The organism is Gemmatimonadetes bacterium SCN 70-22 (assembly GCA_001724275.1).
Classification (GTDB): Bacteria; Gemmatimonadota; Gemmatimonadetes; order Gemmatimonadales; family Gemmatimonadaceae; genus SCN-70-22.
In genome coordinates this window covers 126,934-148,554 of record MEDZ01000002.1, presented here as the reverse complement: position 1 = coordinate 148,554, position 21,621 = coordinate 126,934, and the positions used below count along the sequence as shown (strand labels likewise).

General features: G+C 70.0%; 17 protein-coding genes. 12 read left to right on the top strand and 5 right to left on the bottom strand.

Annotated elements, in window-relative coordinates; all coding sequences use genetic code 11:
- Positions 1-38 precede the first annotated feature (38 nt).
- Positions 39-455 carry a hypothetical protein gene (locus tag ABS52_00700; protein ID ODT05252.1) on the top strand — a complete coding sequence of 139 codons (417 nt, stop codon included), beginning with the start codon at positions 39-41 and terminating at the stop codon, positions 453-455.
- Positions 456-576: 121 nt separating this feature from the next.
- Complete coding sequence (locus ABS52_00695) at positions 577-1,746, top strand: hypothetical protein (protein ID ODT05405.1); 1,170 nt, start codon at positions 577-579, stop codon at positions 1,744-1,746.
- A gap of 18 nt (positions 1,747-1,764) precedes the next feature.
- Here ABS52_00695 and ABS52_00690 read toward each other — a convergent pair whose 3' ends face one another.
- From ABS52_00690 to ABS52_00680, 3 genes are all read right to left on the bottom strand, one after another.
- Positions 1,765-2,232, bottom strand: a complete 468-nt coding sequence (locus ABS52_00690) for a hypothetical protein (GenBank protein ODT05251.1) — start codon at positions 2,230-2,232, stop codon at positions 1,765-1,767.
- Complete coding sequence (locus ABS52_00685) at positions 2,229-4,064, bottom strand: hypothetical protein (GenBank protein ID ODT05250.1); 1,836 nt, start codon at positions 4,062-4,064, stop codon at positions 2,229-2,231. Before ABS52_00685 ends, ABS52_00690 begins: the two co-directional genes overlap by 4 nt.
- Positions 4,065-4,159: 95 nt before the next feature.
- Positions 4,160-5,902: a hypothetical protein gene (locus tag ABS52_00680; protein ODT05404.1), complete on the bottom strand. Its 1,743-nt coding sequence runs from the start codon at positions 5,900-5,902 to the stop codon at positions 4,160-4,162.
- A 440-nt stretch (positions 5,903-6,342) separates the two neighbouring features.
- Between ABS52_00680 and ABS52_00675 the strand changes: the two genes are divergently transcribed.
- Positions 6,343-7,248: a hypothetical protein gene (locus ABS52_00675; protein ODT05249.1), complete on the top strand. Its 906-nt coding sequence runs from the start codon at positions 6,343-6,345 to the stop codon at positions 7,246-7,248.
- Between the two features lie 12 nt (positions 7,249-7,260).
- Here the strand turns inward: ABS52_00675 and ABS52_00670 are convergent, their stop codons facing one another.
- Complete coding sequence (locus ABS52_00670; protein ID ODT05248.1) at positions 7,261-7,464, bottom strand: hypothetical protein; 204 nt, start codon at positions 7,462-7,464, stop codon at positions 7,261-7,263.
- A gap of 55 nt (positions 7,465-7,519) precedes the next feature.
- Positions 7,520-10,192 (bottom strand): hypothetical protein, encoded by a 2,673-nt coding sequence (locus ABS52_00665; protein ODT05247.1) that lies wholly within the window; start codon positions 10,190-10,192, stop codon positions 7,520-7,522.
- 531 nt (positions 10,193-10,723) lie between these two features.
- On the opposite strand from ABS52_00665, the gene ABS52_00660 reads away from it, so the two are divergent.
- The 9 genes from ABS52_00660 to ABS52_00620 all read left to right on the top strand — a co-directional run bounded on the left by ABS52_00660 (position 10,724) and on the right by ABS52_00620 (position 21,582).
- On the top strand, positions 10,724-12,838 hold the full coding sequence (locus ABS52_00660) for a hypothetical protein (GenBank protein ID ODT05246.1): 2,115 nt from the start codon (positions 10,724-10,726) through the stop codon (positions 12,836-12,838).
- A 110-nt stretch (positions 12,839-12,948) separates the two neighbouring features.
- The gene (locus ABS52_00655; GenBank protein ODT05245.1) at positions 12,949-13,869 is read left to right on the top strand and encodes a hypothetical protein; all 921 of its coding nucleotides are present in this window, start codon (positions 12,949-12,951) and stop codon (positions 13,867-13,869) included.
- Between the two features lie 56 nt (positions 13,870-13,925).
- A complete protein-coding gene (locus tag ABS52_00650; protein ID ODT05403.1) occupies positions 13,926-14,597 on the top strand; it encodes a hypothetical protein in 672 nt (223 codons plus the stop codon).
- 23 nt (positions 14,598-14,620) lie between these two features.
- Complete coding sequence (locus tag ABS52_00645; GenBank protein ODT05244.1) at positions 14,621-15,553, top strand: glutathione synthase; 933 nt, start codon at positions 14,621-14,623, stop codon at positions 15,551-15,553.
- A 21-nt stretch (positions 15,554-15,574) separates the two neighbouring features.
- A complete protein-coding gene (locus ABS52_00640) occupies positions 15,575-16,927 on the top strand; it encodes a hypothetical protein (GenBank protein ODT05243.1) in 1,353 nt (450 codons plus the stop codon).
- Positions 16,928-17,004: 77 nt separating this feature from the next.
- A complete protein-coding gene (locus ABS52_00635; protein ID ODT05242.1) occupies positions 17,005-18,159 on the top strand; it encodes a carboxylate-amine ligase in 1,155 nt (384 codons plus the stop codon).
- 136 nt (positions 18,160-18,295) lie between these two features.
- On the top strand, positions 18,296-19,063 hold the full coding sequence (locus ABS52_00630) for a hypothetical protein (protein ID ODT05241.1): 768 nt from the start codon (positions 18,296-18,298) through the stop codon (positions 19,061-19,063).
- A 77-nt stretch (positions 19,064-19,140) separates the two neighbouring features.
- Positions 19,141-20,358 (top strand): hypothetical protein, encoded by a 1,218-nt coding sequence (locus tag ABS52_00625; GenBank protein ODT05240.1) that lies wholly within the window; start codon positions 19,141-19,143, stop codon positions 20,356-20,358.
- 165 nt (positions 20,359-20,523) lie between these two features.
- Positions 20,524-21,582, top strand: a complete 1,059-nt coding sequence (locus ABS52_00620; GenBank protein ODT05402.1) for a peptidase S58 — start codon at positions 20,524-20,526, stop codon at positions 21,580-21,582.
- Positions 21,583-21,621 lie beyond the last annotated feature (39 nt).

The following is a 21,621-nucleotide window of genomic DNA, read 5'->3' as shown; positions in this document are numbered from 1 at the left end:
CGGAATGTTGTTTCCCTCCTGCTCCGTCGAGGCGATCGATGCGCCGGCTCTTCCTTCGCACGCTCCTCCTGCTCGTCCTGACCAGCGGTGCCGCCCTTGCCCAGAAGCGGGGGGACCGTTCCCTCATCACCCGGACCGATCTCGACGAGGGCGGGAGCGGGCTCACCACCGCGCAGGAAGCGATCCAACGCCTGCGCCCCAACTGGCTCCGTCCGCCCATGGGACGCAACGCCACTGCGGGCATGCTCGACGGTCTCGGTGATCGGGAGGCGACGGCAAGGGAGGCGATCCTCTACATCGACGAAGTGCGGCAGCCCAACCTGGAGCAATTGCGCACCGTGCAGCTGTCGCGGGTCGTGGAGATGAAGTACCTGGACCAGAACCGGGCGGTACAGCTCCTCGGCCCGGGGCACGAGGCGGGGGCGATCCTGATCACGACGATGAACAAGCGGTGACGTGGCAGGGGCACCGCCAGGCGGAGGCGATCCTCGGAACCGCCTGACGTCGGGGCGTGCGCGGCACCATATTCGCCCGTCCATCGTCCCGAGCCGCCGCATGCCCCCGACGCCCGATGCGTTGTCCCGCCGCCAGGCCATTCAGCGACTGGCGGCCTCCGTCGCGCTTGCCCCGGCCGTCCTGCGCGGGCGCTACGCCATCTTCCCCGATTCGCCGCAGCCGTATTCGGCGCGCGCCATCCGCCTGGTGCAGGAATCGGTCGTCATCGACCTCCTCAACCAGTTCCGTTTCGCGGACTTCGCCGAGAAGCCGCCCAGGTCCCAGCTGTGGCTGAGCAAGCCGCGCAGCATGACGCCGGCCGACTGGGAGGTGTATCGCACGTCGGGGTACACGGTGCTGTGCCTGGGCCACTCGCCGCGCGACTACGCCGACGGAATCCGCTTCTTCGCCGAGTGGAACGGGTTCATCGCCGAGTATCCGGAGTGGTTCGCGCGGGTGGATGACGCGCGCGATTTCGAGGCGGTGAAGAGGGCGGGGAAGGTGGGGATCATGATCACCTTCCAGAACTCCGACCACTTCCGGTCGCCCGATGACGTCGACCAGTTCTTCTCGTTAGGGCAGCGGCTGTCCCAGCTCACGTACAACTACCAGAACCGCATCGGGAGCGGCTTCCTGGAGGAGCGCGACGGCGGGCTCACGGTGTTCGGGAAGTCGATCGTCGAGCGCATGGAGAAGGTGGGGATGGCGGTCGACGTCTCGCATTGCGCCGACCGGACCACGCTCGACACGCTCGACATGGCCAGGCGCCCCGTCGTCTTCTCGCACGCCAGTGCCCGCGTGCTGATGCCCGACCACCCGCGCTGCAAGACCGACGAGATGATCTCCCGGATGGCGAGGACGGGCGGGGTGATGGGGATCCCCTTCCTGCGGATGATGGTCTCCCCCACCGAGCCGGTGTCCGTGGAGCACGCGCTCGACCACTTCGACCACGTCCGGAAGCTGGTGGGCATCGAGCACCTGGCGGTCGGCAGCGACATGGACGTGGTGGGAAACCCGAACCCGGTGAATGGCCCCGGGGCCGGGAACCCGGCGACCCCCAACTTCGAGCGCTACCGCCTGCACCGAGACGCCAGCGGGGAGTTGCTCCTGACGGTGAAGGGGCTCGACCACCCGAGGCGTACCTTCGACCTGGTGGAGGGGCTGATCCGCCGCGGCTACACCGATGCGCAGGTCACCGCCATCCTGGGCGGCAACGCGATGCGCGTCTTCCGCTCGTTGTGGGATGGGTGACGGGCGGCGCGACGAAGGCTAGACGCCGAGCCAGGTCCAGTTGGTGTTGGCGGGGTCGCACTCCTCGGGGCGTATCGGCCGCATGAAGACGTCGACGGTGAGGTACAGGACCTTCGAGAAGGGGTAGAGGACGATCGGCGTCAGTGCCATCCCGATGACGGCGCCGTAGGTGATCACGTCCCAGTCGATGCTGGGCCAGCTGAGGATGATCGCCGACGCGAAGCCCACCGCGAACAGGAACTCGGCGGTGATGAGGTTGAAGAACATCGCCCCCGTGAAGTAGCTGTCCCTGCTCCGCTCGAAGCGGAAGTGACAGGTGGCGCACCGGGTGTTCACCTTCCCCCACGAGGCGAGGACGGGCGACTGGCCGCAGTTGGGACAGCGCAGGCGCACCGCGCGGCCGAGGAGGCGCATGGCGTAGCTGAAGGTGCGCTCCGGCTTGCGCGGGGCGTGCGGCGTTGCGGACGTCATGGTCGGCGGGCTCATGAGGGGAGCACGCCGACGGCGATGTGGCTGGGCGTGCGGGGACCATGGTGGATGGTATGGACCCGGGGGCGGAAGTCGCGCGCGCTCGCCTCGAAGATGTTCGGGACGAAGGTCTGGGGGTTCCGGTCGTACAGCGGGAACCAGGTGCTTTGCACCTGCACCATGATCCGGTGCCCCTTGAGGAACCGGTACGCCTGCTGGTGCAGGTCGATGGTGAACGGGGTGACGACGTTCGCCGTGATGGGGGTGGCGGTGCTGAATCCCTTGTGGTAGCGGCCGCGCATGATGTCGGCCGCGACCATGAGCTGGTAGCCCCCCAGCCTGGGGTCACGGGCCACCGAGTCCGGGTAGACGTCGATGAGCTTCACGACCCAATCGGCGTCGGTCCCGGTGGTGCTGGCGAAGAGCCTGGCCGTGACGTCGCCGGCAATCGTCACGTCGGCATCGAGCGGCTCGCTCTCCCAGCTCACGACGTCGGGACGATTGTGCACGAAACGCTGGTCCTCCACGAGCCACTGGCGCCAGCGCGTCCCGTCCACCGGGCGCGCGATGTAGGGGATGGGGCGCTTCGGGTCGCTGGTGTACGACGTGCGCCCGGACGTCTTCGGCGGCTCGAACGAGAGCTTGCCGTCGTCATGCAGGTACAGGCGGGCCGGCCTGGCCTCGCGCGGCGGCCAGGCGTCGAAGGTGCGCCAGCGATTGCTCCCCACCTCGTACACGTACGCTTCGGCGAACGTCGCGCTCCCGTCCCCGTGCAGCCAGTTGAAGAACCAGGGGCGCTCGATGTTGGCGCGATAGTACAGCCCCACGTCGGAGCCGAGCTGCATGGGGCCGAAGCTGTCCGTCATGCGGCCGGCCCATCCGCCGTGGAACCAGGGACCGAGAACGATGTGGTTCCAGTGACGCGCATCCTGCCGCTCCAGCGTGCGATACGCCTCCTGCGGCCCCAGGACGTCCTCCTGGTCCCAGTAGCCCCCGACGTTGAGCACCGCCACGTTAGGCACGGTCCACACCTTCTGCATCGCCTTGGCCTGCCAGTAGCCATCCCAGGCCGGGTGCGCCTTGAAGCCGCGCCACGACGGCAGGGTGTCGATGCCGTTCTTCTCGCCGAGCTCCTTGAGCGTCGGGAACTGGAGGTACCAGTCGTAGCGGTCATAGCGCGTGATCCGCAACGGGCTCGGCACGCTGCGCGACCACTCCATCGCGGTGGCATACTCCACGCCGAACGACTGCCGGAACGCCCCCTGGTGGAAGAAGTCGTCGCCCATCCAGGTGTCGGTCATCGGTGCCTGTGGCGACACCGCCTTCAGCGCGGGATGGCCGCTCCGCGCGGCGATCCCGGCCAGCCATCCCGGATAGGAGACCCCCATGGCCCCGACGCGGCCGTTATTGTCGGGGAGGTTCTTCACCAGCCAGTCGATGGTATCGTACGAATCCGTCGCCTCGTCGACGCCGTTCGGGTCACGCTTCTCGTCGTGCAGCGCCCCGTTCATGATGAACTTCCCCTCGCTCTTCCCCGTCCCCCGCACATCCTGGAAGACGAAGAGGTACCCATCCTTCGCCAGCTCCGCGTACTGCACCGGGATCGGGCCGGGGCGCATGTTCTGGCTCACGCCGTACGGCGTGCGGACGAGCATGATGGGGAGCGGCTCGGCGCGGGCGGCGGGCGTGACGATCACCGCATGGAGGGAGACACCGTCGCGCATCGGGATGCGCACCTCACGCCGGAGGAGGGAATCGCTCCCCTGTCCGCTCGCGGCGAGCGGGGCGCCGAAAACGGCGACGATGAGGGAGACGCGGACGATGTGGCGGAGCGTGAGGCAGGGACGCATGGTGGAATTGGCGCGAAGGGAGGGAGAGAAGTTAGCCATCTCGTCCCCTGCACGGCGAACGCGCCGCTCACCAGCATCGCTGCCACCTCATCCGCTCATCGGCCGTTCCCCGTCGCGATCGCCCCCAGCAGGTACGTCAGGTTCGCCGTCCCATCCATGATCGGTTCATTGGTGGAGTAATCCCCGTAGTCGTCGTGGTAGACGATGAATCCCGTATTGAACGGGGCGTATTCGTCCGCCTCGAGCAGCCGTATGCCGATCAGGTTCTGGTAGATGGAGCGATATACCGGTCCGTCGAGGAGGCCGCCCGTGAGTCGTACGCCGAGCTGGCGTGCCACGTCGGAGTGCGGGTCGCGCGCGAAGCGCCCGTCGCCCGGAACGCCGACCACCATCGACGTCCCCCATGGGTTGGTTCCGAAGAGCCAGTCGATGGCCGCCTGCTCGAACTCGCGATAGCGGGTGTCGCCCGTCATCTGCCGATACAGGTAGGCTTGCGTGGCGAAGGAGGCCATGAGGTTGTTGGAGCACCAGATGAACGGGACGCCGACGCGGAAGCCGTTCGCGCGGGCGCGCCGTGCCACGCCCTCGAGGCCGCGGCGGTAGTAGGCGGCCATCAGCCGTCGGTCGCGCCGCGACCCGAGGCGCCACACCTCGTGGTGCGCGTTGTTGTGCCACGGGTACCACTGGTAGTGGCGCGCGGTGTCGGCGCCCATCCACGGCGTGACCGGTTCCTCCCTGGCGTAGGCGAGGGCGTCGCGCAGGTAGCGCGGGTCGCGGGTGAGCGCATGCAGCTGGGCGGCGCCGAGCTCCATGTCGTCGACCCAATTGTCCTCTTCGTAGAAATAGGGGGCGCTTCCCGGGGCGGTCTGGCACGTGCCCGGGTACTTCACTCCCAGGGCGTAGGCCGCGCGCGCCTTGCGCGCGAGCGTGTCGGCGAGCGCCGGGTCGGACGCGCGCAGGAGCTGGGCGCCTAACGCGAACGCGGCGGCGTACTTGCCGGCGGTCGACGCGTAGCCGGTGGAGCGGTTCTGGTACCGGAGGAGCCCCTGCGGCCGGCCGGTGCAGGGGTAGACGGGGCGTTCCCGTCCCTTTCCCCACCCGTAGTCCGAGCTGTCGGTGGTCGGGAGATCGCTGTAGACGTGGTCGCGATCGTCGCCCAGCTGGTTGTACATCTCGGTGTCCGCCGGGAACATCCTGAGGAGCCACGCCAGCCCGTGGCGCGCCTCGTCGAGGATGTCGGCGACGCCATTCGCGCCGGGGTCGCCGCGCCCGGAGAAGGCGTCACCGAAGGCCCGCGGATGGTCGCGAAACGCCATCAGCATCACGAACGTCGCATTGGCCGACGTGGTGACGTACTGCAGGTAGTCCGAGGCGTCGGCCCACCCCCCGCTGACCGGGATGAACGTCCCCGCTCGCGGCGACTCTCCCACGACGATCCCGTCGTGCTGGTGGACGTTGGCGTGGAAGAGGGGGTTGTAGCCGGAGCGCTGCTGCCGCATGTACGCGAGGAGCGAGTCGGCGGCGTGGCGGTAGCGGTCGCGCGTGACGTGCACCACGACCGGAGGCAACGACTCCGCCACGAGGCGGTAGGTCCCGGGCACCCGCACCGCGGAGAAGTCGAGCCGCCACGTGCGCGCGCACGAGGCGAAGGTGGGCGCGGCGCGCGCCTTGCCGCGCAGGATCACGGCATCGCCTGCGTCTCGCAGCTCGAACGTCGCCAGCGACTGGTGCCCGAGGGCGCAGGCCACGGCGACCTTGGGCGCGTCGGGAGCGTAGCCGAGCTGGTTGACGCGGACGAAGACGGTGCTGCTGTCGGCCGGTGCTGCTGCCAGCTGCAACGGCGTGGCCAGTACCGCTGTCGAGACGGCCGCCAACACGGCCGCCAACACGGCCACCGGCGCGGCGGGCGGCGCGGCGGCGACATGCCGCGGGGTGAATGGGCGTGTGCGCATGCGGCGGAACGGGCGGAAAGGGGGCGTGCCCGGGGTGCCGGCACGCCCCCCGAGTCTACCTCCCGGGCCGCCGCGCGTCAGGGGCGCACCGGCCGCGGCCACCGGATCGCGCCGGGAGCGAAGGTCGCGGGAGCGGGCGCCGCCCGGGACGCGGAACGAAACCGGTCCGCCGTCCACCGCGTATCGCTGGCGTCGGGGCTGGCCGGCGCGGATCATGGCGGAGGCCGCACCTTCCTTCCTCCAGGCGCTCGTCGTCTCTTGCGGAATCGTCGCCACCGGCCGCTACGACACGCTCTTTCACCTCGACCGAACCGACAGGTCATTCCGTGCTGCGTTCCCTCACGTACGTCGCGGCGCTGTGTGCCGCCAGCTACAACCCGATGTCCCAGCGATCGCCGGCCGACGTCGCGCGGGAGCTGCTCTCGGCCGACCGGGCCTTCGCGGCCGCGTCGGCGCAGGACGACGTGGTCGCGGCCCTGGGGCGCATGTTCGCGCGCGACGTCGTGGTCCCGGTTCGCGGCAGTGCGTCGTTCGCGCGGGGACGCGATGCCGCGCTCGCCGCGCTGCGCGCCGACAGCAGCAACGCGGGTGCCCGGCTGGCGTGGACTCCCATCCGCGCCGGCGTCTCGGGTGACGGGACGCACGGCTTCACCTACGGCTACACGACGCTGACGCGCCGGGATGGGACGACCGTACCGGGAAAGTACGTGGCGTACTGGGAGCGCGAGGACGGGGCGTGGCGCGTCCGCGTCTACCGGCGCGTCGGGCGGGCGCCGGGGCTGGTCTCGCGGTCGGAGCTTCCCCCCGTCCTCCCCCCGCGCCTCGTTGCTGCGGCCTCCGACTCGGCCGCCCATCGGCGCCACCTCGAGGAGCTCGCGGAGACCGAACGTGCGTTCTCGCGCGACGCGCGCGGCGGGCCCGCCATCGGCAAGGCATTCACCGACTACGGCGACCCCAACGCCGCCAACGTCGGGAACGGCGCCGAGTTCATCGTTGGTCCCGCGGCCATCGGCGCGAGCGTACAGGCGGGGATCGCCCCAGGGACGTCCATCACCTGGGGACCGGATGAGGTGCGCGTCGCCCCGAGCGGCGACCTCGGTGTCTCCATCGGGTTCATCACGATTCGCCGGCCGAGTGCCGGCGGGGCAGGCATCCAGGACCTGCACATCCCGTTCTTCACCATCTGGCGGCGCGACGACGTGCGCGCGCCATGGCGCTACGTCGCGGAGTGAGGGGCGCGGCGGCTAGCGCTCCGTTGCCTGTCGCCAGCGGCGGAACTGCAGGGCACCGCGCGCCACGAAGAAGAACGCGAACGCGATGTCCAGCCATGACTGGCCGGTGACGGGCGCGGCGCCGAAGGCCAGGAGCCGGAGCGCGAGGAAGGCGCCAAGGGCCGCCATCACGGCGCCGATCGCCAGGCCGACGCGGGCCGCACGCGGTGCACTCATGAGCGGAACGGGGAACTGGGTGGAGTGGGGGGCGCGGAGTCGCGGGAGCGATGCATCACAGCGGTAACCAGTAGCTCACCTTGACGAGGAAGGTGTTGTCGGTCGGCGCCCGCATCATCGCTGCCCAGTCGCGGCGCATCACGAAGTCGCCACGCACGATGTCGCTGCGCTGCCGGCGCTGCCAGACCAGGAAGATCGTCGACCCGGGGCGATATTCCCAGCGGACGACCGCGTTGCCGATCAGCGAGCGCACGTTGAAGTCCTGCTCGTCCACGGTGAAGTCGGAGCGGCCGTCGCCGTCCAGGTCGAAGTGGCGCACCAGGTCGGCATCGACGCACGTCCCCCCTCCCTGGCAGCGCACGGCCCCCCCGTTCTCCTGGGCCCTCCCCTCGCCGAAGCGCGTGAAGCGGAAGCTCGACGCGGCGGCAAGCTGCTTGTAGTTGGCGTAGTCGCCCGACGAGAGGAGCGGCTGCGCGAACAGCTGGAAGCTCAGCGTCGGCGAGAAGGCGGCGTTGATGCGCGTGGGGAGTGCCAGCTCGCGGCGCGCCACTTCGCCGAACAGGTACCGCGAGCCGTAGGTGGGGGCGAAGTCGGTCCCGTCGGCCGTGGCGACGTACTGCGCCCCGATGCTGGCGCGGGTGAATCGCGGTTCCACCTCGATCGCGAGGCGTGCCGACGGACGTAGGGTGATCTCGAGCGCACCCTGGAACTCGTCGCCGCCGCCGAGCGCGTTGCGGCGCGCGAAGACGCTCGGCTCCAACGCGAGGCGCGCGCGCGAGTCGGTCCGGAGGGAGAGTCGCATGTCGAACGAGCGCGGCTGCAGCATCAACGGCCCGCCCCGCGTCCCGACGCGGTCGACCATCTCCGGATGTGCCTGTGCATTGGCCTCGAGGCGCCAGAAGTTGTTGAACTCGAGGTTCGCGTTCAGTTGCACCGCGCCGCCGACGTGCGCGCGTCCCCACGCGGCGGCGCTGGCGCCCCCGGCCACCGCGTCGTGGCTCCAGTTGTGGAAGGTGGAGGCCGACACGGTGTACGAGCGCAGGAGCTGTCCCGGGGTGATCTCGCGGTACTGCACCCGGGCGCCTCCGTCCAGCACCTCCTGTCGCGTGCTGAAGCCGGCGTCGTTCACCTCGAATCCCGGGGTCACCTCGGCTGCCCACACGGAGCCGGTCCAGTGCGCGCCGCGCCGCTTCTCGAGCGTCATGCGCCAATCGACTCCCGACATCGCGCGGGCGCTCGAGTCGACGCCGAGAGTCCGGGAATCGGGGCGCTGGAAGAAGTGGTTGCTGGCGGTCTGGATGCGGAGCATGGCGATGGAGTCGCCGCGCACGTGGCTCCCGGCCACGTAGCCGAAGAAGGCCCACGTGCGGTCGCGCCACTGGTGCTCCCAGTCGATCCCGCCGTTGAAGGCCGAAGCGGGGAGGAAGTCGAACGAACCATCGCTCGGGAGGTCGCGACGCAGCGCCGTGCCGATGAGGCCGATGGTCGAGGCGCCACCGTTGAAGTCCTGCCGCGCGCGCAACACCCCCGATTCGGCGCGCGGCTCGACGAGGAACGCGCGGGTCGGCTGCGCCTCGGAGAGGTAGGTCTGTCCGTCGGCCTGCTGGGTGACGGCGGCCAGCAGCCCCAGTGAGAGGCCGCGCGTGGTGCGTCCGGTGAGCTTGGCGGCGCCGAGGATGTCAGTCGATGTGGGGATGTCGGCGAAGAGTGCTCCCTCGGGGGCGGAGCCGCGGGGGGCGCGCCCCATCCGGCGCGAGTAGTAGAGGCGATTGCGCCCGCCGGAGAGCGAGAAGTCGAAGATGCGCGCGTCCTCCACGAAGAAGGGGCGGCGCTCCTCGAAGAACTGCTCAAAGGCGGAGAGGTTGATCACCGCCGGGTCCGCCTCTACCTGGCCGAAATCGGGGTTGACGGTGGCGTCGAGGGTGAACTGCCCGCCGAGGCCGATGCGCACGTCGGCGCCGAGGCGCGACCCGTGGTCGCGCCCCGTGCGGAAGGGGTTGCCGGGTTCGCCGGTCCCCCGAAAGAGCGAGCCCAGCACGTAGGGGCGAAGCTCGAGGCGCCGCGCGCCACGGACGGTCACGCCTTGCAGCTGCCCGAACTGCGAGACGAGCCCGCGTTGCAGCCGGGAGACGAGGGCGAAATGCGTTTCCTCGTTGGTGCGCACGCGGCGGCGGGCGAAGTTGACCCCCCACTCCTGCGCCTCGTCCGAGTCGCGGAAGCGAAGCTGCGAGAGCGGGATCCGAAGCTCGGCCGTCCATCCCAGCGAGTCGAAGGCGACCGCCGAGCTCCACACGGCGTCCCACGCCCGATCGCGCTCGTTGTCGTCGAAGATGTATTCGTCGCGCTGCACGTTGGCCGCGCTCACGCGGAAGAGGAAGCCGGTGCGTCGGTCGAGGTTGGAGTCGAAGGCGACCTCGATGTAGTCGGCCTGCGCGTCCTGGTCGCGGCGCACCACCTGTCGCGCGATGGTGTGCGGCTCGCGGTCGTACATGCGCGCCCCGACCCAAACCGCCGACCCGTCGATCAGGACGCGGACCTCGGTCTGTTCCTTGGCGGGTGCTCCCTCCACCGGGAGGCGCTGGACGAAGCCGGAGGCAACGCTCGCCCCTTGCCACGCGGCGTCGTCCAGCCGACCGTCGAGCTGGATCTCCCCGACGCGCGGGGCGGCCCGCAGCGTGCGGCGGACGAAGGCGCTCCGCTCGCCGTTGGACACGGCGTCGGGCGCCACTTCCTGCGCGGGCGCCGGGGGAGCCGCCAAGACGAAAACCGCCGCCAGCGCGGCAGCGATGGAATCACGAATCACGTGCTGAGGGCGGGAGAAGAGCGAGCAGCTCGCCGGGACGCAGCCGGCGAACGCGGGTCGGGTACCAATCCTATGATACGCGGCGGTGGGCGCCGACGTTTGGAGGGAGGTGCGGCGGACGACATCCACGAGGGGGCCCGGTGGCGCAAATGGGGGGCGTGGAGGAATCAACGACGCTATACTGTTTAGAAACTGCTCCATTGCTGGCTCGACAACCACGAACGGGCCACGATGCGCGTACACGACCAGACCGCAGCATCGCCGGCTCCGCACGCTCGAGGTCGACACGCCGTGAAACGGATGACTTCGCCGAAAGGCTCCCTCGCCCTGGCCCTCCTCCTGGCCTCGACGCCGCTCCCGGCTCAGGGACCCGGTGCGGCACGCCCCGCTCTCCCCGAAATCCAATCCCCCGGACTTCGCCTGCGGCTCTCCCCCGTCGACGGCCACATCGAGTCGTTGCGTGACGCCGATGGGTGGCAACTCGCGGGGGCGGCGTCGGACTCGATCGGGGTGTGGAGCATCGTGCTCTCGCCGGGGACGACCCCGTCCCGCATCCACGCCGCCCAGGCTCGGCGCTTCAGCTGGCGCCGGCTTGGCGGAGGGGGGCTCGAGCTCTCGTGGCGCGACTTCCCGGGGCACGAGTCGTTGCAGGTGACGGCCACGGTCACGGCGCGACGCGACACGACCACGGCCTGGCACATCGCGCTGGCCGGCATCGGCGGCCTGGCGGTGGAGCAGCTGCACTTTCCGCGGGTGACCGGAATCGGCCCGCTGGGGACGCGCGAGGAGCTGGCCGTCCCGCAGTGGATGGGGGAGCGCACCCGCGAGCCGCGCCGCCTCCTGGCCGGCCCCGACGGGACGGGGCGGCGGCTGGAATGGACGTACCCCGGGCAGCTCTCGCTGCAGGCCATCTCGTTCACGGCCCCTGCGCGCGGGGGGCTCTACTTCGCGTCCGACGATACCCTCGCCTATCGCAAGCAGTTCGCCCTGTGGGGCGATGCGGACGGCAAGGCCGGGTACGACGTGGTGCACGCCCTCTCCGACCCCGGGAAGAACGCGCGCTATTCTCCCGCCTACGCCGTCCTGGTCGGGATCGTGCGCGGCGACTGGTTCTCGGCCATCGAGCGCTACCGGGCGTGGGGGACGCGGCAGTACTGGGCGCGCGAGAGCCGCTTCGCCACCGGCAAGTCGCCCCAGTGGATCCGGGACACCGGGATCTGGGTCTGGAACCGCGGGCGCTCGAACGTGGTCCTCGAACCGGCCGCCGAGCTGCAACGCGACGCCGGGCTCCGGGTGAGCGTCTTCTGGCACTGGTGGCACCATGGGCCGTACGACACGTCGTTCCCCGACTACCTCCCCCCGCGCGAGGGCGCCGAGGCGTTCACGCAGGCGGTGGCGCGGGCGCACGAGGCCGGGCTGCACGCCATCGTCTACATGAACCAGCGGCTCTGGTGTACCGAGACGCCGAGCTGGACGCGGGAGAACGCCGAGCGCTGGGCCGTGCGCGAGCGTGACGGGACGGTGCGCAAGGAGACGTACATGGTGTTCGCCCCCTCGCCGTGCGCGCCGATGGACGTCTCGACGCAGTTCTGGCGCGACAAGTACGCGGGGATCGCCGACACGGTGATCCACCAGTACAAGCTGGACGGGATCTACATGGACCAGGCGGTGCTGAGCCTGGCGTGCTGGAGCCCCGATCACGGCCATCCGGTGGGGGGCGGGCACTACTGGATGGACGGCTTCCGTGCGCTGGCCCGGGACCTGCGCCAGCGCGGCGGCACCCTCCCGTTAGGCTTCGCGGGCGAGGGGGGTGGCGAGAGCTGGCTCCCCGACCTCGACGCCTTCCTGACGCTTCAGGTGAGCCAGGAGCGCTACGTCGACCCGGCGAGCGGGTGGGAGGTGCTCCCGATCTTCCAGGCGGCGTACCATCCGTACGCGGTCACCTACGGGACGTACGGCTCGCTGACCTGGCCGCCCTACGACGATCTGTGGCCGGAGAAGACGCGCCCGGCCAACGCGATGACACTGCTCGACCTCAAGTACCGGCAGCAGTACCTGCTGGAGCAGGCACGCATGTTCGTATGGGGGATGCAGCCGACGATCGCCAACTTCCTTCCCGAGCAGCTGACGAAGCGTCGCCGGGAGATCGACTACCTGGAGCGACTGGCGAAGCTCCGCTACGGCTTCCGTCATTGGTTCCAGGAGGGGACGATGCTGCGCGCCCCCGAGGTGGTCGTCGACAGCGCCGACGTGCTGATGTCGCGCGTGTCGATCTATGCGGCGCGGCTGGGCGGGGCGACGGAGGCGAGGGTCCGCGCGCCGCTGGTGCTGGCGGGAGCGTGGAAGGCGCGGGACGGCCGTGCGGCGTTGGCGCTGGCCAGCATCGCCGACGACGCGCGCGAGGTGGAGGTGCGCTTCGATCCGCGCCGTTACGGGATGCGCCTGGGGGCGCGACTGGTGCGGTACGGCGTGGAGGGGAGGGGAGAGGTGGTAGGGCGCGTGGGGAGTGGGGCGATGGCGCTGCGGCTTCGGGTCGGAGGGCTCGAGGGCGTGGTGGTGCGTGCGGAGTAGGCCCGAAGTGGTGGGGGACGACCTTCCCCCTCCCCCACCTCGTCACCACCTTGCGGCACCCGCGTGACCGCGGCCCAACGGCCGTGGCCTCGAGCCGGCCCGCCGACTGGGTGCCCCGAACCCGACGCATGTACGTCAGCACCCAATACCTTCGCAAATGGGCCGCCCGGCGCCGCCCCCCTCCCGGGACGCTGGAGGTCATTCCCGATGTCGAGTCGCCGGAGCTCGGCAACCGGCGCGACATCTCCGTGTACCTCCCGGCACACTACCACCGGTCGCACGACCCTTACCCGGTCATCTACATGCACGACGGGCAGAACCTCTTCGACCCGACGACGTCGTTCGCCGGGGAGTGGGGGGTCGACCTCGCGATGGCGCGGGCGCACCGGCAGGGCCGACGAGCGATCGTGGTCGCCATTCCCAACATGGGGGTCGACCGCCTGCGGGAATACTCGCCGTTCGTGGATGCCCAGGCCGGGGGCGGAGCGGGTGACGCCTACGTCGACTTCGTCCTGCGCACCGTGAAGCCGCTGGTCGACGCCCAGTACCGCACGCTGCGCGACCGAGTGGGGACGGGGATCGTGGGCTCGTCGATGGGGGGGCTGATCTCGCTGTATGCCTTCTTCCGGGCCCCGCACGCCTTCGGTTTCGCGGGGGTGCTGTCTCCCGCGCTCTGGTTCGCGGAGGGGGCGATCTTCCCGTACGTGCGCTCCGCCCCGTACACTCCGGGGCGCCTGTACCTCGACGTGGGCACCCGCGAGGGGACGGGGACGCTGGCCAACGCGCGCGCCATGCGCGACCTCCTGCTGGAGAAGGGATACGTGATGGGAGAGACACTGTCGTGGGTGGAGGACGAGGGCGGGGTGCATAACGAGGAGGCGTGGGGGCGCCGCATGCGCCACGCGCTCCCCTTCCTCCTGCGCGATGCGCATTCCGCGGCCGGTCATCACGAGCACGACGACGAGCTGGCCGAGGACGACCACTGGGTCGACGACGCCATCGGCGAGCGCGACGCGGAGGCGACCGAGTGAGCACGCGCGTCCGCGGTCACCATCACGTGTGGTACTCCCCGCTGGTCAAGCGGCACATGCACGTGCGCTGGTTCGGGCATGGCGGCGCCCGCCTCCTGGCCTTCCCCACGACGATGGGGGACCACAACGAGTGGCCCAACCGCTACATGCCGGACGTGCTGCACGAGCACATCCAGCAGGGGTGGTTGCAGCTGTGGTGCCTCGACACCAACCACGACGACAGCTGGTACGACAAGTCGGTGCACCCGGGGGAGCGGGCCTGGCGGCATCTCCAGTTCGACCGCTACCTCACCGACGAGCTCCTCCCCTTCACGCATCACGTGAACGGGAACCCCTTCGTGATCGCGACCGGGGCATCGTTCGGGGCGTTCCACGCGATGTCGTTCGGGCTGCGTCACCCGACGCGGGTCCACCGCATCATCGGGATGAGCGGGACCTACGACATCCGCGGGATGACGCAGGACTACTCGGACGGGAACGTCTACGCCTGCAACCCGTTCGAGTTCATTCCCAACGAGTGGGAGCAGTGGCGCCTGGACGCGATGCGCCGGCAGGACATCATCATCGCCATCGGCACGGGCGACCCGCACCACCAGCAGAACGTCGACTTCTCGGGCATCCTCTGGCGCAAGGGGATCGGCAACGCCTTGCGCGAGTGGGAAGGGTGGGCGCACGACTGGCCCTTCTGGGAGAAGATGATCGTGCGGTACGTCGCGGGGCACGACTAAACGTCAAAGGGCAGGATACCGGGATGAGCAAGCGTGTCGGGCTGGTCGTGGGTCGCGAGTGGTCCTGGCCCCCGGCCTTCATCGAGGAGGTCAACCAGCGGGACCAGGGGGTGATCGCCGAGTATGCCAGGCTGGGGGGCGATCACCACGACGGGCCGGTGCCGTGGGACGTCCTGATCGACCGGATCTCGCACGAGGTGCCGATGTACCGCTCGTACCTCAAGAAGGCGGTGCTCGAGGGGAAGACGGTCATCAACAACCCGTTCATGTGGTCGGCCGACGACAAGTTCTTCGGCGCCGCGCTGGCGGCGAAGCTCGGCGTGGCATCGCCGAAGACCGTCCTCCTTCCCAACAAGGACTACGTCCCCGGGATCGTCCCCACCGAGTCGCTGCGCAACCTGAAGTTCCCGCTCGACTGGGACGAGCTGGCCCGATACGTCGGGATGCCGTGCATCCTCAAGGACGCGCACGGTGGCGGCTGGAAGGAGGTCTACGTCTGCCACAGCGTGCAGGAGCTGGTCGACAACTACAACCATTCCGGGCTCCTCACGATGATCGTGCAGGAGTTCATCGAGTGGGACCAGTTCGTCCGCTGCCTGTGCCTGGGGCAGGAGGAGGTCCTCCCGATGCACTACGACCCCAAGGGGCGGAAGTACATCGTCGATGACGACTACCTCACCCCGGCGATGCGGGCGCGCATCATCACGGACTGTCGCACGCTGTGCTCGGCGCTGGGCTACGACATGAACTCGCTGGAGTTCGCCGTGAAGGACGGCGTGCCGTACGCCATCGACTTCATGAACTGCGCGCCCGACATGGACCTCTACTCGCTCACCCCCACCTATTTCGACTGGGTGGTGAAGGGGATGGCGGACCTGGCGATCAGGCTGGCGCTGCACCCGCGGCGCACGGCCGTGGAGGCGAAGTGGAGCGCGTTGTTCACGGCGGCGCGCTGACGACGACCCGACGGGAGGACGATCATTCTCGCTGACCTGATTCACCGCTACCACGACCTCCTCACCCCCGAGATCGCCGAGGAGACGCACGCGCACGTCGAGTCGGCGCTCACGCGGCGCGGGCTGGTGTTCGGGGGGCGGGCCTTGTGCACGGTGCTGCGTCCGCGGCTCACGACACCGCGGGAGGTGGCGACGCTGCAGTCGCGCATACGGCCGCTGATGCGCGCGTTCCGGCGCGCCTACGGGCGCGCGATGGCCGACCGCGCCTTTCGCGACCAGTTCGGGCTCCTCGATTGGGAGGAGACGTTGCTCGCCGACCCGCCGGGGTACGACTGGCCGTCGCCGACCTCTCGCCTCGACTTCTTCCATGTCGCTGGCACCGGACAGTTGGGCCTGACCGAGTACAACGCCGAGACGCCGGCAGGGGCGGCGTACGGCGACGCGCTGGCCGAGGTCTTCGTGGACGCCCCGGCCGTGCGGGAGTTCGCGCGGCATTACGACATCATGACGATGCCGGCGGTGCCGGGAGTCGTCGGGGCGATCCTCGACGCCTGGTACGAGTTCGCCGGGACCCGCCGGCGCCCGCGCGTCGCCATCCTCGATTGGGACGACGTGCCGACGCGCACCGAGTTCGAGCTCTATCGCCAGCACTTCGCGACGCTGGGTATCGAGGCGGTGATCGACGACCCGCGCCGGTGCGAGTATCGTGACGGCACGCTGTGGGTGGCCGGAAAGCCGGCGGAGCTGATCTACAAGCGCGTCCTGATCAGCGAGTTGATCGAGACCTGCGGGATCGAGCACGACGTGGTGCGCGCGGTGCGTGAGCGCGCGGTCTGCCTCGTGGACGGCTTTCGCTGCAAGATCCTCCACAAGAAGGCGTCGCTGGCGGTCCTGTCGGACGAGGCAAACGCCGGGTTCTTCACCCCCGATGAAGTCGAGGCGATCCACGACTGCATCCCGTGGACGCGGGTGGTGCGCGAGCGCCGGACCACGCACGGCGGCGAGGCGATCGACCTCGTGCCATGGATGCAGGAGCACAAGGACCGGCTCGTCCTGAAGCCCAACGACGAGTACGGCGGGAAGGGGATCACGCTGGGCTGGACGGTGAACGCGACCGAGTGGGAGGGGGCGATCGGGGAGGCGCTGGCGCAACCGTTCATCGTGCAGGAGAAGGTGGCGATTCCCAGCGAGCCGTACGCGAGCTGGAGCGACGGGCGGGTGCACGTGGTCGATCGCATGCTCGACACGGCCCCGTTCATCTCGCACGGCGACTACATGGAAGGGATGCTGACGCGACTCTCGACGGCGGCCCTGCTCAACGTGACGGCCGGCGGCGGGAGCACGGTGCCGACCCTGGTGGTGCAGCCGCGGTAGGCTGTCTCCCTCCGGCGGGGACCCGTACATTCCCACCGGGCCTCCCGCGCCCCCGTCCTTTCGTCTTCCCCCATTCCATGAAGCCACCGAGCCTAACGATCGGCGTCGAGGAAGAGTACCAGATCATCGATCCCCGGACGCGTGAGCTGCAATCCTACATCACGCAGATCCTGGAGTCCGATCACATGGTGCTCGAGCAGGTGAGGCCGGAGCTCCACCAGTCGATCGTCGAGGTGGGGACGAGGATCTGCCGGACGCCGCAGGAGGTGCACGCCCAGCTGGTCCAGCTTCGCCGCGGGGTGATGGAACTGGCGGCGCGGCGCGGGCTCAAGATCGCGGCGGCGGGGACACACCCCTTCTCGCACTGGGCCGAGCAGGAGATCACGCAGCTGGACCGCTACATCGGGACCAAGGAGGCGATGCAGCAGCTGGCGCAGCAGCTGCTCATCTTCGGGACGCACGTGCACATCGGGATCGAGGACCGCGAGTTCCTGATCGATGCCTGCAACGTGTCGCGGTACTTCCTCCCCCACCTCCTCTGCCTCTCCACCAGCTCGCCGTTCTGGATCGGGCGCAAGACGGGGCTCAAGTCGTACCGCAGCGCCGTCTTCCGCGCCTTCCCGCGCACCGGAATCCCGCGCTTCATCCCCTCGTGGGCCGACTACGACAACTACCTCAACACGCTCGTCGCGACCAGCTGCATCCCCAATGGCTCGAAGATCTGGTGGGACGTACGCCCGCACCACACGTTCCCGACCCTCGAGTTCCGCATCTGCGACGTCTGCACGCGCGTCGATGAGGCCGTCTGCGTGGCGGCGATCCTGCAGGCGCTCGTCTTCAAGCTGTGGAAGATGCGGCGCGACAACATCACCTGGCGCATCTACTCGTCGGAACTGATCGACGAGAACAAGTGGCGTGCCGTGCGCTACGGGCTGGAAGGGAAGCTCATCGACTTCGGGAAGAACGTCGAGCTCCCGGCCCCCGAGCTGATCCGGGAGCTGATTGCATGGTTCCTCGACGACGTCCTCGACGAGCTGGGGAGCCGCAAGGAGGTCGAGTACGCCTTCACCATCCTCGCGGGCGGCTCCAGCGCCGACCGCCAGGTCAGCACGTACGAACGCACGGGGGGCGACCTGAAGGCGGTGGTGGATCAGCTGATCCGGGAGACCGAGGAAGGGGTCCAACCTTTGGAGAAGACGAACGGACGAGAGGACGAGAGGGCGAGCAAGTGAATCATTAGAGAGATCTCGTTCACGTCGCTCGCACGGGCGGGTGACGAGGGGGGACGGGGGTACTAGCTTGGGCGCTTCACCTCCGGCGAGTCTCGCGGTCGCCGGGCATGGCCAGTCCGCACGGCAGGAGCTACGCATGGCGCAACGCCCGATCATCGGCGTCACCACCCAGACCCTTCACTCCATCGACGGAATCCCGGAAGGGCTACCGCAGTCGGTGGTGATGAACCAGCGCTATTACATGTCGGTCGCGTTCGCGGGGGGAGCGCCGATCCTCATCCCGCTCCTCGACGACGAGCCGGAGGCGCTGCGCGCTGCCTACGACGCCTGCGATGGGATCCTCATTCCCGGCGGGGTGGACGTCGACCCGAACCAGTTCGGCGAGGAGCCGCATCCCAAGCTGGGGCGCACCGATCCGGCGCGTGACCGCACCGAGATGGAGCTGACGCGCTGGGCGGTCGACGACGGGAAGCCCCTCCTCGGCCTCTGCCGGGGACTGCAGGTGATGAACGTCGCGCTCGGCGGGACACTCTACCAGGACCTCGAGGATCAGTATCCCGAGGCCATCAAGCACGACTACTTCCCCACCTACGGCTTCGAGCGCGACCACCTGGCGCACGAGGTCACGCTGGCCCAGGGGAGCCGCCTGCGCCACGCGCTGGAGCTGGACCGGATTCGCGTGAACTCGATGCATCACCAGGGGATCAAGGCGCTGGCCCCCACCCTCACGGCCACCGCGGTTGCGCCTGACGGGCTCATCGAGGCCGCCGAGGTGCCGGGTGCGGCGTTCTGCGTGGGCGTGCAGTGGCACCCGGAGGTCTTCGAGCTCACCGACCCGCATACCCGGCACGTCTTCCGCGAATTCGTCTCGGCGGCGGCACGGTTCGGCGGGAAGGCGCGCTAGGATCGGCCGAGGGGCGACGCCGACCAGCGGCCTGCACGACGTCCGGAGCGCCCGCCCCTCCCTGCCACGAGCGAGCCGTGCGGCAGCTGACCATTGGCGAGGCCCGCCGCCTCGCGATCCGCGCGCAAGGGCTGGATCGTGCGCGCCCTGCGCGCGCGGTGACCATGCGCGACGTGCGCCGTACCATCCACCGACTCGGGGTGCTGCAGATCGACTCGGTCAGCATCATCGCGCCGGCGCACTACCAGGTGCTCTTCTCTCGCCTTGGCCCGTACGACCGCTCGCTCCTGGACGAGCTGGTATACCGCCGCCGCGAGTTCTGCGAGCGCTGGGCGCACGAGGCGTCGATCCTGCCGGTCGCGCACTGGGCGCTCCTGCGCCACCGCATGGAGTCCAATGAGCGCAGGACGCGAACGCTCGGCGCGTTCCTGGCCGCACACCCGGCCTACGCCGCGGCGGTGTTGGGACTGGTGCGGTCGAGCGGGGCCATGGCGGCCGGCGAGATCCCCGAGCCGGACGGCACCTTCGGTCGATCCGAGGGGTGGTGGGGGTGGACGATGGCGAAGTGCGTCCTGGAAGCGCTCTTCGCCCAGGGGACGCTGGCCGTGGCCGGACGTCGCTCGTCGGGCTTCGCGCGCGCGTACGACCTCGCCGAGCGCGTGATCCCCGCGCCACACCGCACGCGCGCGCCGTCGCGCACCGAGGCGCAACGTGAACTCATCCGTCTCTCGGTGAAGGCCCTCGGCGTGGGGACGCTTCGCGACATCGCGGACTACTATCGCCTCCCCGTCAAGGAATCGGCGGCGCGCATCGCGGAACTGGAGGGCGACGGTGAGCTGCAACGCGTCGCGGTCGAGGGGTGGCGCGCCCCGGCCTGGCTGCGTCTCGAGACTCCGATTCCCAGGCGGGTCCAGGGTGCCGCGCTTCTCTCTCCCTTCGATCCGCTCGTCTGGTTCCGCCCGCGCGCCGAGCGGCTCTTCGACTTCGAGCATCGCCTCGAGATCTACACGCCGGCGCCCCGGCGGCGGTGGGGATACTACGTCCTCCCATTCCTCCTGGGCGAGCGCATCGTGGCGCGCGTGGACCTCAAGGCCGATCGCGCGAAGCGCGTGCTGCGGGTCCTGGCCGCGCACGTGGAAGGGCACGCCGACGCCGAGGTGGTGAGTCCGGCGCTGGCGGCCGAGCTGCGGCTCCTGGCGGAGTGGCTCTCGCTGGATGTCGTGCGGGTGGGAGCGAGAGGGAACCTGGCGCGATCGCTGGCGCGGGCCCTGCGCGAGGGGGACCCCCGGCGCTAGGTTTGGCCATTCGCTTCGACAGGCTCCATCGAGAAGTTGAGGAGACAGATGTCGCGTTCGACGCGCCAGCGCCCGAGGGGCGAGGGCAGGCCGCCCAGGCACGCGATCCCGGGCCGGTGGCACGGGTGCGGGCGGCGGGCGGCGATCGTGTGCGCCGCGTGGCTCATCGCGGCCTGCGACGGTACGGCGCAGTCGTCGGGGGGGGCGAGCGCGGCGCGGGCGGCGACGGGGAGCGAGTCCGGCGCGAGCGTGCGCGGTCTCACCGCCGTCGGCGGACTCAAGGTGGGGCACTTCACCCTGGCCGAGCGGCCGACGGGGTGCACCGTGATCATCGCCGAGCACGGGGCGGTGGCGGGGGTGGACGTGCGGGGGGCGGCGCCCGGGACACGCGAGACCGACCTGCTCGACCCGGTGAACCTGGTTCCGATGGTCCATGCGATCGTGCTCGCCGGGGGGAGCGCCTTCGGGCTGGACGCCGCGAGCGGGGTGATGCGCTGGCTCGAGGAGCACGACATCGGGTTCGACGTGCGGGTGGCCAAGGTCCCGATCGTCCCGGCGGCCATCCTGTTCGACCTTGGCGTGGGCGATGCGAAGATCCGCCCGACGGCCGATTGCGGCTATCGGGCGGCGGCAGCTGCCACGACTGGCCCGGTCGCCGAGGGAGACGTGGGGGCCGGGGCCGGGGCAACCATCGGCAAACTGCTGGGAGCAGGGCGGGCCATGAAGGGAGGGGTCGGGACGGCCTCGGTGACGCTTCCCGACGGCCTGGTGGTGTCGGCGCTGGTGGCGGTGAATGCGGTCGGTGACGTGATCGACCCGGCTACCGGGGCGGTGGTCGCCGGCGTCCGCACGGCGGACGGGCGGGGGCTGGCCGACGCCAGGACATTGCTGCGCAGCGGGACGCTGCGCACGGATGGTCGTCCGGGCGAGAACACGACCATCGGCGTGGTGGCCACCAACGCGCGGCTCACCAAGGCGCAGGCGACCAAGGTCGCGCAGATGGCGCACGATGGGTACGCGCGCGCCATTTCCCCCGTGCACACGATGAACGACGGCGACGCGATCTTCTCGCTGGCCACGGGGACGCTGGCCCGGGGCGGCGACGTGACGACGATCGGCGCCCTGGCCGCCGACGTGATGGCCGAGGCGATCGTGCGGGCGGTACGCGCTTCGCGGGGGGTGCCGGGCTTTCCGGCGGCGAGGGACATCGGGAGCAGGCGTTAGGCACGGCCCCGGTGCGCTACCAGCTCCCGCTTCTCCTCG

Bases quoted from the DNA above. Each gene is read 5' to 3' on its own strand.
- ABS52_00700 (ODT05252.1), top strand. From the start codon at position 39: ATGCGCCGGCTCTTCCTTCGCACGCTCCTCCTGCTCGTCCTGACCAGC.
- ABS52_00690 (ODT05251.1), bottom strand. From the start codon at position 2,232: ATGAGCCCGCCGACCATGACGTCCGCAACGCCGCACGCCCCGCGCAAG.
- ABS52_00685 (ODT05250.1), bottom strand. From the start codon at position 4,064: ATGCGTCCCTGCCTCACGCTCCGCCACATCGTCCGCGTCTCCCTCATC.
- ABS52_00670 (ODT05248.1), bottom strand. From the start codon at position 7,464: ATGAGTGCACCGCGTGCGGCCCGCGTCGGCCTGGCGATCGGCGCCGTG.
- ABS52_00650 (ODT05403.1), top strand. From the start codon at position 13,926: ATGCACGTGCGCTGGTTCGGGCATGGCGGCGCCCGCCTCCTGGCCTTC.
- ABS52_00645 (ODT05244.1), top strand. From the start codon at position 14,621: ATGAGCAAGCGTGTCGGGCTGGTCGTGGGTCGCGAGTGGTCCTGGCCC.
- ABS52_00635 (ODT05242.1), top strand. From the start codon at position 17,005: ATGAAGCCACCGAGCCTAACGATCGGCGTCGAGGAAGAGTACCAGATC.
- ABS52_00630 (ODT05241.1), top strand. From the start codon at position 18,296: ATGGCGCAACGCCCGATCATCGGCGTCACCACCCAGACCCTTCACTCC.